Raw genomic sequence first — 15,497 nt, 5'->3', positions numbered from 1 at the left:
GTCGGCGGCCTGCCGGAGCGTTCAGGCTTCGGGCTCGCCGTCGCCGGCGCCGCGGTTCATCTGCGCCGGCGTCAGGGTAAGCCGGAAGCAGCTGCCACCGCCGGCCACGCGCACGTACTCCAGCGCGGCCTGGTTGGCCTCGCTCATCTGCTTGGCCAGGTACAGGCCCAGGCCGGTGCCGTATTCGTGGGTGGTGTAGAACGGCTCGAAGATCTGTGCGGCCACCTTGGGCGCGATGCCGGGGCCGCGGTCGATCACCTCGAGGATCGGCACGCCATGCTCGCCCTGGCGTGCGACCACCATCACCCGCGCCGGCTCGCCGGGCAGGCGGCCGTAGCGCAGCGCGTTCTGCACCAGGTTCCACACCACCTGTTGCAGCTGCTGCGGATCGGCCAGCGCGACCACCGCCACGCCGGTGCTGGCGATCGCGCGCAGCGAGTCGGCGCCGAGGTCGTTGCCCTGGCGGTATTCCTCCACGAAATCCTGCGCCCAGTCGCCCAGGTCCAGCGCTTCCGGGCGCGAACGCTCGCGGCGCGACAGCTGCAGGATGTTCTCGATGATCTCGTTGAGCCGCACGCAGTGGTTGTTGATGATCTCGACCATGCGCTGGTCGGCGCCGTCCATGGTGCGCGATTCGGCCAGCAGCTGCGCCGAGTAGCGGATCGCCGCCAGCGGGTTGCGGATCTCGTGGGCGATCGAGGCCGACAGCCGGCCGAGCGAGCTGAGCGTGAGCTCCTCCGCGCGGCGCGACAGCAGCGAGGTGTCGTCGAGGAAGATCAATACGTGCGAGTCGTCGTTCGGCGCCAGCCGGGTGAAGCGCGGCACCACTTCCGGGACGCCGTCGGCGAGCTGGGTGGCGGTTTCGTCGAGCTTGCCCGAGGTCATCCAGTGGTACAGCCGGCGCGACAGCTCCGGCGCCAGCAGCCCGAGGTCGCGCTGGTCGGCGCCGGGATTGCCCAGCAGCATCCAGGCCGATTCGTTGATCTGGTGGATGCGGTTGGCGTCGTCCACCAGCAGCACGCCGGTCTTCATGCGGCGGATGATCAGTTCGTTGATCTGCGACAGGTTAGCCAGGTCGGTGCTGCGCTGCTCGGCCAGCGCCTCGGTGGCGCGCAGCTGCTGGCCCAGCACGCTGCACAGGGCGGTGGTGGCGAAATAGGCCAGGCCGAACAGCGCCGCTTCGAGCAGGTCGCGGTCACCGGCGTGGGGCGACAGCGACCAGCCGAACAGCGAGATGCCCAGCATGCCCAGCGTCGCCAGCGCGGCGAAGAAACCGGACATGCGCAGCGGCAGGATCAGCGCGCCGGCGCAGAGGTTGACCGCCAGCATCATCGCGATACCGATGCGCGCATCGTGCATCGCCACGATCGCCAGCACCGCGGCGACGACGTCGACCACCAGGGTGGCGGCCACGGCGGTCTTTGCGTGGGCCATGCTGCGCCGGTTCAGCAGCAGCGCCAGCAGCGCGAAGATCAGGTACAGCGTGGCCAGCGTGCGCGCGAAGCCCGGCGCGGCCAGCTGCGGCCAGCCCATGCCGGGCGGGCTGAATGCCAGGGCGACGTACACCAGCGCCTGCACCAGCCTGAAAACATTGAGGAACGACAGCTCGTGGCGGATCGTGGCCGTCCCTGCGCGCGGATCGTTTAACGTAGCTAGGGTAGACACGTAGGCTGCGATTCCGGTGCGGTTGCGGTCGAGTATATGACGCCCCGGGCAAGCCCGGGCGGGGGCCGCGCCACCTTCGTGGAGGCCGGAAAATCGCCGCCCGGCCGGTCGCGATGCGGTTGCGCCCTTTCCATTGCGGCCCGCTTCCGCGAAAATGGGCGGCCGTTTGCTGCGGTTCGGCCCGTGTCCGGCCCTTGTGCCGCGACCGGGTCGTGTGTGATTCCACCGCCGATCCCCTGACCCACGCCTTTCTTCATGCGTGCGGCCGTCATCGTTTCTCCGTTCGCTCGAGGTATCGAATGAATTTCCACGAATACCAGGCCAAAGAACTGTTCGCGCAGTACGGCATCGCCGTGCCGCCGGGCAAGGTCGCCAACTCCCCCGACGCCGCCGTCGATGCCGCCAAGGCGCTCGGTGGCACGCAATGGATGGTCAAGGCGCAGATCCACGCCGGCGGCCGCGGCAAGTCCGGCGGCGTCAAGTTCTGCAAGAGCTTCGACGACGTGCGCGCCGCCGCCAAGGGCATGCTCGGCACCAACATGGCAACCTACCAGTCGGCCGGGCGTGCGCTGCCGGTGAACCTGGTGCTGGTGACCGACGCCACCGACATCGCCCGCGAGCTGTACCTGTCGATCCTGGTGGACCGCGATTCCAAGGCCATCTCGTTCATCGCCTCCAAGCATGGCGGCGTGGACATCGAGCAGGTGGCGCGCGACACGCCCGAAGACATCCACACCATCGTGGTCGATTTCGTCGAAGGGCTGCAGCCGTACCAGTGCCGCCAGCTCGGCTTCGCGATGGACCTCAACAACAAGCAGGTCAACCAGCTGACCAAGATCATGCTGGGCCTGTACAAGCTGTTCAACGAGCAGGACCTGGCCCTGGTCGAGCTGAACCCGCTGGCCGTGCTGGAAGACGGCAACCTCGCTGCGCTGGATGGCAAGGTCAACTCCGACGACAACGCGGAGTTCCGTCATCCGAACCTGGCCGCGATGCGCGACCTGACCCAGGAAGACGCCGCCGAAGCCGCCGCGCAGCAGAGCAACCTCAACTACGTGACGATGGACGGCAACATCGGCTGCATGGTCAACGGCGCCGGCCTGGCGATGGCCACCATGGACGTGATCAAGCTGGCGGGCGGCGAGCCGGCCAACTTCCTCGACGTCGGCGGCGGCGCCACCAAGGAGCGGGTGACCGAGGCGTTCAAGCTGATCACCTCCTCGGACAAGGTCAACTGCATCCTGGTCAACATCTTCGGCGGCATCGTCCGCTGCGACATGATCGCCGAGGGCATCATCGCCGCGGTCAAGGAAGTGGGCCTGAAGATTCCCGTGGTGGTGCGCCTGCAGGGCACCAATGTCGATCAGGGCCGCGAACTGCTGGCCAACTCCGGCCTGGCGATCACGCCGGCGGATGATCTCAACGACGCGGCGCAGAAAGCCGTGGCTGCGGCCAAGGCCTGAGGAGCAATCGAAACATGAGCGTTCTCGTAAACAAAGACACCAAGGTGCTGGTGCAGGGCTTCACCGGCCAGCAGGGCACCTTCCACGCACAGCAGTGCATCGACTACGGCACCAAAGTCGTCGGTGGCGTGACCCCGGGCAAGGGCGGTTCGGAGCACATCGGCCTGCCCGTGTTCAACTCGGTCGATGAAGCGGTGCTGGAAACCGGCGCCGACGCCTCCGTCATCTTCGTGCCGCCGCCGTTCGCGGCGGACTCGATCCTCGAGGCGATCGACGCGGGCATCAAGACCATCGTGGCGATCACCGAAGGCATCCCGGTGCTGGACATGCTGCGCGTGAAGAACGTGCTGCAGCAGCATCCGGAGATCGTGCTGATCGGGCCGAACTGCCCCGGCATCATCACCCCCGGCGAATGCAAGATCGGCATCATGCCCGGCCACATCCACAGCAAGGGCAGGGTCGGCGTGGTCTCGCGCTCCGGCACGCTCACCTATGAGGCGGTGTTCCAGACCACCAACGAAGGCCTCGGCCAGAGCACGGTGATCGGCATCGGCGGCGACCCGATCAACGGCCTGAACTTCATCGACTGCCTCAAGCTGTTCCAGGACGATCCGCAGACCGAAGGCATCATCATGGTCGGCGAGATCGGCGGCAGCGCCGAGGAAGACGCCGCCGAGTTCATCGGCGAATACGTGAAGAAGCCGGTGGTCTCGTTCATCGCCGGCGCCTCGGCTCCGGCGGGCAAGCGCATGGGTCATGCCGGCGCGATCATCTCCGGCGGCAAGGGCACCGCCGCGGCGAAGTTCGCCGCGCTGGAGAAGGCCGGCGTCACCACGGTGAAGTCGCCGGCCGACCTGGGCAAGGCGCTCGCCAAGCTGATGAAGTAGGCGTTGGCGCAGGAGAACAAGGGCCGCGCATTGCGCGGCCTTTTTTTTGGCTTCGGCGCCGTCACGCGCCGGCAACGATCCGCCGCACGATCGGCGGATCTGAATGCAGCGCCCGCGTGGACGGGCCACCCGGCGCGGCATTCCACTACCATTCGCCGATTGAATCCAAGGAATGCTGCGTCCATGGCAAAGCTGCGACTGGCGCTGGCCCAACACGATTTTGCCGTCGGCGCGGTGGCGGCCAATGCCGCCAAGGCGGCAGGACTGATGGCGCAGGCGCGCGAAGGCGGCGCCGCGCTGGTGGCCTTTCCCGAGCTGACCCTGAGCGGCTATCCGCCGGAGGATCTGCTGCTGCGGCCGAGCTTTCTCGCCGCCTGCGAGCGCGAGCTGTGCGCGCTGGCCTGCGCGGCGCAGGGCGTCGCGGCGCTGGTCGGCCATCCGCACAGCGCCGGCGAGGTCTACAACGGCGCCAGCCTGCTGCGCGAGGGGCGGATCGAGTGCACCGCGCACAAGCAGGCGCTGCCCAACTATGGCGTGTTCGACGACCTGCGCTATTTCCGCCCCGGCAACGGCACCACGACGCGCGTGATCGAGGGCGTGAGCGTGGGCCTGCTGATCTGCGAGGACGTGTGGCAGCCCGAGCCGGCCGCGCAGGCCGCGGCTGCGGGCGCGCAGCTGATCGTGGTGATCAATGCGTCGCCGTGGGACGACCGCAAGCAGGCCGAGCGCGAGGTCGTGCTGGCGGCGCGGGCGCGCGAAACCGGCTGCGCGATCGCCTACCTCAACCTGGTCGGCGGCCAGGACGAGGTGGTCTACGACGGCGCCTCGATCCTGGTCAACGGCGACGGGTCGATCGCGGCACGGGCGCCGGCCTTCGTCGACGCGCTGCTGTGGGCCGAGTTCGACCCGGCCACGCGCACGCTCGCGGCGATCGACTGGCCGGTGCCGGCCGACTCGTCGATGGAGGCGACGCTGTACGCGGCGCTGGTCCGCGGCGTGCGCGACTACATCGACAAGAACCGCTTCGACGGCGTGCTGCTGGGCCTTTCCGGCGGCATCGACTCGGCGCTGACGCTGGCGCTGGCGGTCGACGCGCTGGGCGCCCGGCGCGTCACCGCGGTGATGATGCCCACCCGCTACACCTCGCAGCTCTCGCTCGACGGTGCCCGCGCGCAGGCCGAGCAGCTGGGCGTGGACTACCACGTGATCCCGATCCAGGCGACGTACCAGTCGTTCATGGATGCGCTCACTCCCGCCTTCGCCGGCAAGGCCGCCGACACCACCGAGGAGAACCTGCAGTCGCGCACGCGCGGCGTGATGCTGATGGCGCTGTCCAACAAGCACGGCCGCCTGCTGCTCGCCACCGGCAACAAGAGTGAAATGGCCGTGGGTTACGCCACCCTGTACGGTGACATGTGCGGCGCCTACGCGCCGCTCAAGGACGTGTACAAGACGGTGGTGTATCGGCTGGCGCGGTGGCGCAATGGAGCCGGTAACCGGGAACGCATGTCCTCGCCGACATCCGGCTCTTCGACGATGCACGATTCCCGATTGCCGATTCCCCCCGAGGTCATCGCCCGTCCACCCTCGGCCGAGCTGCGCGACAACCAGGTCGACCAGGATTCGCTGCCGCCGTACGACGAGCTGGATGCGATTCTCGAACGCTTCATCGAGGGTGAGCAGTCGCAGGCGGAGATCGTGGCCGCGGGCCACGATGCCGCGACGGTGCAGCGGGTGGCGCGGCTGGTGTTGCTCAACGAGTTCAAACGCCGCCAGTCCGCCCCCGGCCCCCGCGTCACCACGCGCGCCTTCGGCCGCGAACGCCGTTACCCGATCACGTCAGGGTGGCGTTGAATCGGGACTCCGGGGGGGGGCGCCCGACGCTCCTGCGCCTGCTTTTCCTATTCCCCATTCCCCATTCCCGGCCGCGCAGCGGCCAAACTCAATGATGCCCGGAGAACGGAATCATCTTGCGCACCAGCGAGGGTGCGTGCGGCCACTTGGGATCGGTGAGATAGGGGTGGTTCGGATAGTTCAGCGCCAGCACTTCGCGGGTCTGCGCAGCCAGTTCCTTGCGGTCCAGCGCCAGGTAGCTGCGGGCGAGGATGGCCAGCGCGTCGCCGGTCTGCGGCGCCTGCTGGTAGTGCTCGATCACGTACTGCGAGCGGTCGGCCGCCGCGATGTAGGCCTTGTTCTGCAGGTAGAACTCGGCCACGTTGATCTCGTACTGCGCCAGCAGGTTGCGCAGGTAGATCATGCGCTGGCGCGCGTCGGCGGTGTAGGCGCTGTCGGGGAAGCGCCGCGACAGTTCGGAGAAATCGTCGAACGCCTGCAGGTTGTAGCCCTGGTCGCGGCGAGTCAGCCCGCCGGCGCGCTTGGTGAAGCGCTCGATGAAGCCGCTGGTGCGGTCGAAATTGATCAGGCCGCGCAGGTAATAGGCATAATCGACGTGTTTGTTGGCCGGATAGGTCTTGATGAAGCGGTTGATGGTGGACAATGCCTCGTCCGGCTGGTTGTCCTTGAATTGCGCATAGGCCAGCTCAAGCTGGGCCTGCTCGCTGTACGGACCGGACGGGAAGCGCGCGATCAGGCGCTGGAACGCCCGCACCGCGCCGGAGTAATTGCCCGCCTCCAGGAAGCTGTGGGAGCGGTTGTACAGCGGCTCCAGCGGCATCGTGTCGATGGTGTTGCCCTTGCGGCCGAACATCGAACAGGCGCCAAGCACGGCCACCAGGGCGACCACGGCGAGCAGCCTGGCGGCGTGCAGCGGGAACAACGATGGCGTGGTCGAGCCACTGGATGGGCGCATAGGAATGAATTCGGATGTCGGAACGAACAGGCATGATAACTGAAACCGGTTGCCGCCCGCGGGGGCTGGCATGACCACCATACGGCAGCAGGCGGAGGTTCCGCTGAGTGCAGCAGGCCGTCGCTTCGACCAGGCTTTGGCCGAGATGTTCCCCGCCTATTCGCGTTCGCGGCTCAGCGGCTGGATCAAGGCCGGCGCGGCGACCCTGGATGGCGCCCCGGCTGCGCCGCGGCAACTGCTGCGCGGCGGCGAGCGGGTCGAGCTGGATGTCGAACTGGAAACGGAAGTGCACAGCCAGCCCGAGGCGATTGCGCTGACGATCGTGTACGAGGATGCCGACCTGCTGGTGCTGGACAAGCCCGCCGGACTGGTGGTGCATCCCGGCGCCGGCAACCCGGCCGGCACGCTGCTCAACGGCTTGCTGCACCACGACCCGCAGCTGGCCGAGCTGCCGCGCGCCGGCATCGTGCATCGGCTGGACAAGGACACCTCCGGCCTGATGGTGGTGGCCAGGACGCTGTCCACCCATACCGCGCTGGTCGATCTGCTCTCGCGGCACGAAGTGGAACGCCAGTACGAAGCCGTGGTGATGGGCACGATGGTGGCCGGCGGCACGGTGGACCAGCCGATCGGCCGCAGCATGGGCGACCGCCTGCGCCAGGCCGTGCGTGACGAGGAGGACGGCAAGCGCGCGGTGACCCATTACCGCGTGCGCGAGCGCTTCCGCGCGCACAGCCTGCTGCAATGCCAGCTGGAAACCGGCCGCACCCACCAGATCCGCGTGCACCTGGCGCACATCGGCCACCCGCTGATCGGCGACCCGTTGTACGGCGGCGGCCTCAAGTTGCCCAAGGGCGCCAGTGACGGTCTGGTCGCCGCCTTGCGCGGCTTCCGCCGGCAGGCGCTGCACGCGGAGAAACTCTCGTTCGTGCATCCGGTCACCGGCGAGGCGCTGTCGTTCACGGCCGAACGCCCCGCCGATCAATTGGCCCTGATCGAGGCGCTGCGTGCGGATCTGGCCGAACACGGTCCGGACCCGTATTGATGGGTCGGTACGCGCCGCCGCCAGCCGTGCGATGCTTGGGGAATCCCCGATCCCCGATCTCCAATCCCGGCCCCATGACTGAAAGCTGGATCTTTCCCGACTGGCCCGCGCCGCCGCAAGTCCACGCGGCCGTCACCACGCGGCTGGGACCGGGCGTGTCTTCCGCGCCGTTCGAGCGCTTCAACCTCGGCCTGCGCTGCGGTGATGCGGCCGAGGCCGTGATGGCGAACCGCGGCGCGCTGCAGCAGGCGCTGCGACTGCCGGCCGCGCCGCGCTGGTTGCATCAGGTGCACGGTTGCGGCGTGGCCGAACTCGGCCCGCTGCCCAGCGCACACGAGCCGCAGGCGGATGCGGCGGTCTCGCACATTCCCGGCACGGTGCTGGCGATCCTCACCGCCGATTGCCTGCCGGTGCTTTTGTGCAGCGAGGATGGCGGCGAGATCGGTGCGGCCCATGCCGGCTGGCGCGGTCTCGCCGCCGGCGTGCTGGAGGCCACCCTGGCGCAGATGGTCAGCCCGCCGGCGCGCGTGCTGGCGTGGCTGGGCCCGTGCATCGGCGCGCCGTCGTACGAGGTGGGCGAGGAAGTGCGCGCCGCGTTCGTCGCGCGCGACGCGGCTGCCGCGGCGTGCTTCGAGGCCACGCGCCCGGGCCACTGGCGCTGCGACCTGGTCGCACTGGCGCGGCAGCGCCTGGCGCGCGCGGGCGTGACGCGCGTCTACGGCGGCGGCGACGATACCCATGCCGACCCGCGTTTCTACTCGTACCGGCGCGACGGCGCCGCCAGCGGCCGCTTCGCCAGCCTGATCTGGCTCGCTCAGGGCTGATCCGGCGCGGGTTTCCCGGGCGCGCGCAACGCCTCCAGGAAACTGGTGCGCCAATGCGTGATGTCGTTGTGGCGCAGTACCCGCATCATCGCCTTCCAGCGCCGGCGCCGTTCGGTCAGCGGCATGTGCAGCGCCTGCTCCAGGGCGTCGGCGACCTCTTCGGTGTCGGCCGGGTTGACCAGCAAGGCATCGCCCAGCTCCAGCGCGGCTCCGGCGAAACGCGAGAGCACCAGCACGCCGGGGTCTTCCGGGTCCTGGCAGGCCACGTACTCCTTCGCCACCAGGTTCATGCCGTCGCGCAGCGGCGTGACCAGGCCCACGCGCGCGCTGCGGTAGTAGCCGGCGAGCAGGCGGTGCGGGAACGACTTGTTGATGTAGCGGATCGGCACCCAGTCCGGCGCGGCGTACTTGCCGTTGATGTGGCCGGCGCTGCGCTCCAGCTCGCGGCGGATCGCGCGGTACTCCAGCACCGCGCCACGCGAGGGCGGCGCGATCTGCATGAAGGTGACGTGGCGGTGCAGCTCCGGGTCGCGTTCGAGCAGCCGCGCGTAGCCCTGGAAGCGATGTGGCAGGCCCTTTGAATAGTCCAGCCGGTCGACCCCGATGATCAGCGCGATGCCGCGGGTGCTTTCGCGCAGCTGCACGATTTCCTTCAGCCCCACGGCCTTCTGCGCGATCCCGGCGATGTGTTCGGTGTCGATGCTGATCGGGAAGGCGCCGGCGCGGAATTCGCGCCCGCCGGGCATGCGCATGCGCCCGCCCAGGCGCATCACCGCACCGGCCTCGTGCAGGAAATAATCCTCCAGCGCGCGCAGGTCGCGATGGGTGTGCACGCCGATCAGGTCGTAACTGGCCAGTGTTTCCAGCAGCTCGTGGTGGTTGGGCAGGGCAATCAGCAGGCCGGCGGCGGGCAGCGGCGTATGCAGGAAGAAGCCGATGCGGTTCTTCACGCCGAGCTTGCGCAGCATGGCGGCCAGCGGGATCAGGTGGTAGTCGTGGACCCAGATCGTGTCGTCCGGGCCGATCAGCGGACGCAGGCGCTCGGCGAAGATCCGGTTGACCCGCAGATAGCCGTCCAGATGGCTGCGCTGGTAGTCGACCAGGTCCGGCCGGTAGTGCAGCAGCGGCCATAGCGCGCCATTGGAAAAGCCGGCGTAGAACGCGTCGTGGTCGGCGCGCGAGAAGTCCACGGTGGCGTAGTCGATGCCGTGGTCGCTGGCCTGGTGCAGTTCGGCGCCGGTCTCGGCGGCGCTCACCTTGCCGCTCCAGCCGAACCACAGCCCGCCGTTTTCGGCCAGCGCCGCGCGCAGGGCCGAGGCGAGCCCGCCAGCGGCGGTCTGGTGGGGCAGTGCGACGCGGTTGGAGACCACGATGAGCCGGCCGGGAGTCTTGCGCGCCATCACATGGCGTCCTCCCAGCGGCGGGACAGGCGCATCGCCGACTGGATCAGCCCCACCAGCGAATAGGTCTGCGGGAAGTTTCCCCACGGCTCGCCCGTCTTCGGCGCGATGTCCTCCGAGAGCAGGCCCAGCGTGGTGCGCTGGGCGAGCATGTTCTCGAAGGTGGTGCGGGCGCGCTTCTCGCGGCCGGTGGCGGCAAGCGCGTCGATGTACCAGAACGTGCAGATGTTGAAGCTGGTTTCCGGCGCGCCGAAGTCGTCCGGCGCGATGTAGCGGAACATGTAGTCGCCATGGCCGAGCTTGTCGCCGATCGCGTCGACGGTGGCGACGAAGCGGGGGTCGCTCGCCTGGACGAACCCGATGTCGGCCAGCAGCAGCAGGCTGGCGTCCAGCCGCTCGCCGTCGTAGGCGTCGACGAAATGGCCAAGCTTTTCGTTCCAGGTGCGCGCTTCGATGCGCCCGTGCAGCGCGGCCGCCTCGTCATGCCACCAGCGCGCGCGGTCCTCCAGCCCCAGCTCGGTGGCGATGTGCGCCAGACGGTCGCACGCGGCCCAGCACATCGCCGCCGAGTAGGTGTGCACGGCCATGCGCCCGCGGTACTCCCACAGGCCGGCATCGGGTTCTTCGGCCATGCGCAGTGCGGTCTTGCCCAGCTGCTCCAGCCGCTCGAAAGTCACCTTGTCGCCGCGATGCTGCAGGCGCTGGTCGAAGAACAGTTGTGCCGAGGCCAGCAGCACCGAGCCGTAGACATCGTTCTGGCGCTGCTGCCATGCGTCGTTGCCCACGCGTACCGGCCCGTCGCCGCGGTAGCCGGCCAGCGTGTCGACCTGCCGCTCGGGCAATTGCTCGGCAAAGGTGATCCCGAACACCGGGCCGAGTTCGGCCTGCCCGCGGTTGGCGACCAGGTTGAAGGCGTAGCGGATGTACTCCTCCATCGAGCGCGTGGCGCCCAGCCGGTTGAGGCCGCGCACGGTGAAGGCGGCGTCGCGCAGCCAGCAGTAGCGGTAATCCCAGGTGCGCCCGCTGCCGGGCGACTCCGGGATCGAGGTGGTCAACGCCGCCACGATCGCGCCGGTGGCCTCGTACTGGCACAGCTTCAGCGTGATCGCGGCGCGGATCACCGCCTCCTGCCACTCGAACGGGATGGACAGGTAGCGGGTCCATTCGCGCCAGTAGTCCAGCGTGCGTTCCAGTGCCAGGTGGATGAAGTCCGACACGTTGCCTTCCAGCGTCTCATCCGGACCGAACAGGAAGTGCGCGGGCTGCTCCAGGCCGAATGGCAGGCCGCGTTCGACCATCAGCGGCGCCACGTCGCAGGTCAGTCGCTGGATGGTGTCGCTCAGCAGGTAGCGGATGTGGTTGCTGCCGGAGGTGGTCTGCGGCGTGCGCGCGCCATAGTCGCACAGCGGGCGCATGCGGACGCGGATGCGCGGCGAACCGGAGATCGGCGCCACGCGCCGCGCCAGCATTTCGGGATGGTAGAGCCGGCCGGAGGCGCGGTGGCGCGGGGCGAAGTCGGTGATCTCGATCGCGCCGCCCTGGCGGTCGAACAGCCGCGTGACCAGCACCGCGGTGTTGCGCAGGTAGAACTGCTCGGCATGGTCGAAGTGCTCCAGCTCGATGGCCCAGTCCCCGCCGGGGAGGGTCGGCGAGAGCAGGCTGCAGAAGCTGGCGTCGGCATCGAACCGCGGCAGACAACACCAGACGATGCGCGCGTGGCTGTCGACCAGCGCGGCCACGCTGCCGTTGCCGATCACGCCCAGTTCAAGACTGGCGCGAGGTTTCTCGTTCGGATGGTCGGGCATGGGTGGGGGCTCCTTGCATCAGTGCGCCCAGGACGCGGGCCAGCCAGGCGATCGTGGCGACCGGATCGGGCAGGGTGAAGCGCGCGGCGCTGGGATGGCGGTCACCGACGCGGACACTGAGTCCGTGCGCGCGATTGACCGCGTCGAAGGCGTGCTCGTCGGTGAGGTCGTCGCCGAGGTAGACCGGCAGCCGGCCCTTGAACGGTTCGCCTTGCAGCAGTTCGGCGACGGCGCGGCCCTTGTCCATGCCGCCTGGCTTGAACTCCAGCACGCGGCGACCGGCCTGCAGTTCGTAGCCGGGCAGATGGGCGATCGCGCCGATGGCCGCCTCGCGCAACTGTTGCCACTCGTCCGACGACCCGCGGCAGTGCAGCGCGACCGCCTGCTGCTTGTTTTCCAGCTGCACGCCGGCAAAGCGCGCGGCCAGCGCCTGCGCCTCGTGTTGCATGCGCGCCTGTTGCAGCGGCATCACCACGTGGCGGCGCAGTTCGCCGGTAGCCGCGCGCAGCTCCACTCCGTGCAGGCCGATGGCGGCCCGGTGCGGGCGCTCGAACAGGCGGTCGATGTCGTCCAGCCGGCGCCCGCTGACCAGCGCCAGCGCGCCGTCGGTCGCCCCGTGCAGCGCGTCGAGCAGGGCGAGCAGCTCGTTGTCTACGCGCACCGCATGCGGGTCATCAGCGAAGTCGAGCAAGGTGCCGTCCACGTCCAGCAACAGCGCCCAGGCAGTGTCTGCGGTGGGCAGCGGCGGAGGGGGAAGCGGCGCGTGGGTCGTGGCGTTGGCGGGGCGTGGCGTGGACATCGGGCCGCACCGTAACAGGGTGAATGTGAAGAGCCGGCCATGCGCCGCGTGCGGCCACGGTGAACGGCGATCGGCGGACCGGGCCAGCTTGAATCGGTGCATTCCGGCCACACGTTTGCGCCGTGGCGATTGCCGCCCTACCGATGCGGGGATTCTCGACATGCGAATGGACAAACTCACCTCGCGGTTCCAGCAGGCGCTGGCCGACGCGCAGTCGCTGGCCGTGGGCCGCGACAACAACATGCTCGAACCGGCGCACGTGATGGCCGCGCTGCTCAACCAGCAGGGTGGCTCGACCGGCCCGCTGCTGACCCAGGCGCAGGTCAACGTGCCGATGCTCATGCAGCGCGTGAACGAGTTGCTCGATCGCCTGCCGCAGGTCCGCGGGCAGGAGGGCAACATCAATCTCGGCAACGACCTCAACCGCCTGCTCAACCTCACCGACAAGCTGGCGCAGCAGCGCGGCGACCAGTTCATCGCCAGCGAACTGTTCGTGCTCGCGGCGCTGGAGGACAAGGGCGAACTGGGCGCGGCACTGAAGGCCGCCGGGGCGACCAGGGCGCATCTCGAAGCGGCGATCGAGAAGCTGCGCGGCGGCGAGAAGGTGCAGAGCGAGAACGCCGAGGAACAGCGTCAGGCGCTGGACAAGTACTGCATCGATCTCACCGAGCGCGCCGAGCGCAACAAGCTCGACCCGGTGATCGGCCGCGACGAGGAAATCCGCCGCACCATCCAGGTGCTGCAGCGGCGCACCAAGAACAACCCGGTGCTGATCGGCGAGCCCGGCGTGGGCAAGACCGCGATCGTCGAAGGCCTGGCCCAGCGCATCATCAAGGACGAAGTGCCCGAGGGCTTGCGCGGTCGCCGGGTGCTGGCGCTGGACATGGGTGCGCTGATCGCCGGCGCCAAATTCCGCGGCGAGTTCGAGGAACGGCTCAAGGCCGTGCTCAACGACCTGGCCAAGCAGGAAGGCCGGGTGATCCTGTTCATCGACGAATTGCACACCATGGTCGGCGCCGGCAAGGGTGAGGGCGCGATGGATGCCGGCAACATGCTCAAGCCGGCCCTGGCGCGCGGCGAGCTGCACTGCATCGGCGCCACCACGCTGGACGAATACCGCCAGTACATCGAGAAGGACGCCGCGCTGGAGCGGCGCTTCCAGAAGGTGTTCGTGGGCGAGCCATCGGTGGAGGACACCATCGCGATCCTGCGTGGCCTGAAGGAGCGCTATGCCGTGCACCACGGCGTGGAGATCACCGACCCGGCGATCGTCGCCGCCGCGACCTTGTCGAACCGCTACATCGCCGACCGCCAGCTGCCGGACAAGGCGATCGACCTGATGGACGAGGCCGCCAGCCGCATTCGCATGGAGATCGACTCCAAGCCGGAGGAACTGGACCGGCTCGAACGTCGGCTGATCCAGCTCAAGATCCAGCGCGAGATGCTGAAGAAGGAGAAGGACAGCGAATCGAAGCAGCGCCTGGCCGACCTGGAAGCCGACATCGAGAAGCTCGAACGCGAGTTCTCCGACCTCAACGAGGTGTGGAAATCCGAGAAGGCCGCGCTGCAGGGCACGACCAAGGTCAAGGAGCAGATCGAACAGGCCAACCAGGATCTGGAAGCGGCGCGGCGCGCGCAGGATTACGCGCGGATGAGCGAGATCCAGTACGGCAAGTTGCCCGAACTGGAAAAGCAGCTCGCCGCGGCGCAGGCCGCCGAGACGCAGGATTTCAAGCTGGTGCAGACGCGCGTCACCGCCGACGAAATCGCCGAAGTGGTGTCGCGCTGGACGGGCATCCCGGTCAGCAAGATGCTGGAAGGCGAGCGCGACAAGCTGTTGAAGATGGAAGACGAGCTGCACAAGCGCGTGGTCGGCCAGGACGAGGCCGTGCACGCCGTGGCCGACGCGATCCGCCGCTCGCGCGCCGGCCTGTCCGATCCGAACCGGCCGAACGGCTCGTTCCTGTTCCTGGGCCCCACCGGCGTGGGCAAGACCGAGCTGTGCAAGGCGCTGGCCGAATTCATGTTCGACACCACCGACGCGATGGTGCGCATCGACATGAGCGAGTTCATGGAGAAACACTCCGTCTCGCGCCTGGTCGGCGCGCCCCCGGGCTACGTCGGCTACGAGGAAGGCGGCTATCTGACCGAAGCCGTGCGGCGCCGGCCGTACAGCGTGATCCTGCTCGACGAGGTGGAGAAGGCGCACCCGGACGTGTTCAACATCCTGCTGCAGGTGCTGGACGACGGCCGCCTCACCGACGGCCAGGGCCGCACCGTGGACTTCCGCAACACCGTCATCGTGATGACCTCGAACCTCGGCTCGCAGATGATCCAGGACGCGGCGGAAAGCGGCGGCGACGCGGAGGAGCAGTACACCCAGATGAAGGCCTCGGTGATGGGCGTGGTGCAGGCGCACTTCCGCCCCGAGTTCATCAACCGGCTCGACGAGATCGTGGTGTTCCGGCCGCTGGACAAGAACCAGATCCGCGCCATCGCGAAGATCCAGCTCGAATACCTGGAGAAGCGCCTGGCCGAGCGGCAGCTCAAGCTGGACGTGGGCGACGACGCGCTGACCCTGCTCGGCAACGTCGGCTTCGATCCGGTCTACGGCGCACGGCCGCTGAAGCGGGCGATCCAGCAGCAACTGGAGAATCCGCTCGCGCGGCAGATCCTGGAGGGTCGTTTCCAGGGCGGCGACACCATCCACGTGTCGACCGCCGGCGGCCAGCTGGTGTTCCGGTAGCCGCGGGTCAACCCGGCGCGGCGGATGCTTCCGGCGCGCCGGGTTCGGTGTCGG

At 68.6% G+C, this 15,497-nt stretch carries 11 protein-coding genes; 6 read left to right on the top strand and 5 right to left on the bottom strand.

Going from position 1 to position 15,497, the window contains the following annotated elements:
- Positions 1 to 21 precede the first annotated feature (21 nt).
- Positions 22 to 1,665: a sensor histidine kinase gene (locus ACVCL3_RS07195; protein WP_395116780.1), complete on the bottom strand. Its 1,644-nt coding sequence runs from the start codon at positions 1,663 to 1,665 to the stop codon at positions 22 to 24.
- A 299-nt stretch (positions 1,666 to 1,964) separates the two neighbouring features.
- On the opposite strand from ACVCL3_RS07195, the gene sucC reads away from it, so the two are divergent.
- From sucC to ACVCL3_RS07180, 3 genes are all read left to right on the top strand, one after another.
- Positions 1,965 to 3,128: an ADP-forming succinate--CoA ligase subunit beta gene (sucC, locus tag ACVCL3_RS07190; protein ID WP_447099541.1), complete on the top strand. Its 1,164-nt coding sequence runs from the start codon at positions 1,965 to 1,967 to the stop codon at positions 3,126 to 3,128.
- A 14-nt stretch (positions 3,129 to 3,142) separates the two neighbouring features.
- On the top strand, positions 3,143 to 4,015 hold the full coding sequence (gene sucD, locus ACVCL3_RS07185; RefSeq protein ID WP_395116784.1) for a succinate--CoA ligase subunit alpha: 873 nt from the start codon (positions 3,143 to 3,145) through the stop codon (positions 4,013 to 4,015).
- 183 nt (positions 4,016 to 4,198) lie between these two features.
- Positions 4,199 to 5,869: an NAD+ synthase gene (locus ACVCL3_RS07180; protein WP_447100830.1), complete on the top strand. Its 1,671-nt coding sequence runs from the start codon at positions 4,199 to 4,201 to the stop codon at positions 5,867 to 5,869.
- A gap of 88 nt (positions 5,870 to 5,957) precedes the next feature.
- Here ACVCL3_RS07180 and ACVCL3_RS07175 read toward each other — a convergent pair whose 3' ends face one another.
- Positions 5,958 to 6,824: an outer membrane protein assembly factor BamD gene (locus ACVCL3_RS07175; protein WP_447100829.1), complete on the bottom strand. Its 867-nt coding sequence runs from the start codon at positions 6,822 to 6,824 to the stop codon at positions 5,958 to 5,960.
- Positions 6,825 to 6,894: 70 nt separating this feature from the next.
- Here ACVCL3_RS07175 and rluD point away from each other — a divergent pair, with 70 nt between their 5' ends.
- Complete coding sequence (gene rluD / locus ACVCL3_RS07170) at positions 6,895 to 7,869, top strand: 23S rRNA pseudouridine(1911/1915/1917) synthase RluD (protein WP_447097095.1); 975 nt, start codon at positions 6,895 to 6,897, stop codon at positions 7,867 to 7,869.
- Between the two features lie 74 nt (positions 7,870 to 7,943).
- Positions 7,944 to 8,693 (top strand): peptidoglycan editing factor PgeF, encoded by a 750-nt coding sequence (gene pgeF / locus ACVCL3_RS07165; protein WP_447100828.1) that lies wholly within the window; start codon positions 7,944 to 7,946, stop codon positions 8,691 to 8,693.
- Here pgeF and otsA read toward each other — a convergent pair.
- Genes otsA through otsB form a run of 3 tightly spaced genes read right to left on the bottom strand, consistent with a single transcriptional unit; the run spans position 8,684 to position 12,697 of the window.
- The gene (gene otsA / locus ACVCL3_RS07160; protein WP_447097093.1) at positions 8,684 to 10,093 is read right to left on the bottom strand and encodes an alpha,alpha-trehalose-phosphate synthase (UDP-forming); all 1,410 of its coding nucleotides are present in this window, start codon (positions 10,091 to 10,093) and stop codon (positions 8,684 to 8,686) included. The two genes, pgeF and otsA, sit on opposite strands and share 10 nt — an antisense overlap.
- On the bottom strand, positions 10,093 to 11,898 hold the full coding sequence (locus ACVCL3_RS07155; protein WP_395116796.1) for a glycoside hydrolase family 15 protein: 1,806 nt from the start codon (positions 11,896 to 11,898) through the stop codon (positions 10,093 to 10,095). The genes otsA and ACVCL3_RS07155 overlap by 1 nt, the downstream gene beginning before the upstream one ends.
- Complete coding sequence (gene otsB, locus ACVCL3_RS07150) at positions 11,858 to 12,697, bottom strand: trehalose-phosphatase (protein ID WP_447100827.1); 840 nt, start codon at positions 12,695 to 12,697, stop codon at positions 11,858 to 11,860. Before otsB ends, ACVCL3_RS07155 begins: the two co-directional genes overlap by 41 nt.
- Positions 12,698 to 12,857: 160 nt before the next feature.
- Here otsB and clpB point away from each other — a divergent pair, with 160 nt between their 5' ends.
- The gene (gene clpB, locus ACVCL3_RS07145) at positions 12,858 to 15,443 is read left to right on the top strand and encodes an ATP-dependent chaperone ClpB (RefSeq protein ID WP_395116800.1); all 2,586 of its coding nucleotides are present in this window, start codon (positions 12,858 to 12,860) and stop codon (positions 15,441 to 15,443) included.
- Positions 15,444 to 15,497 lie beyond the last annotated feature (54 nt).

This window comes from Rhodanobacter sp. UC4437_H4 (assembly GCF_052978425.1).
This window is presented reverse-complemented; position numbering and strand designations above follow the sequence as displayed.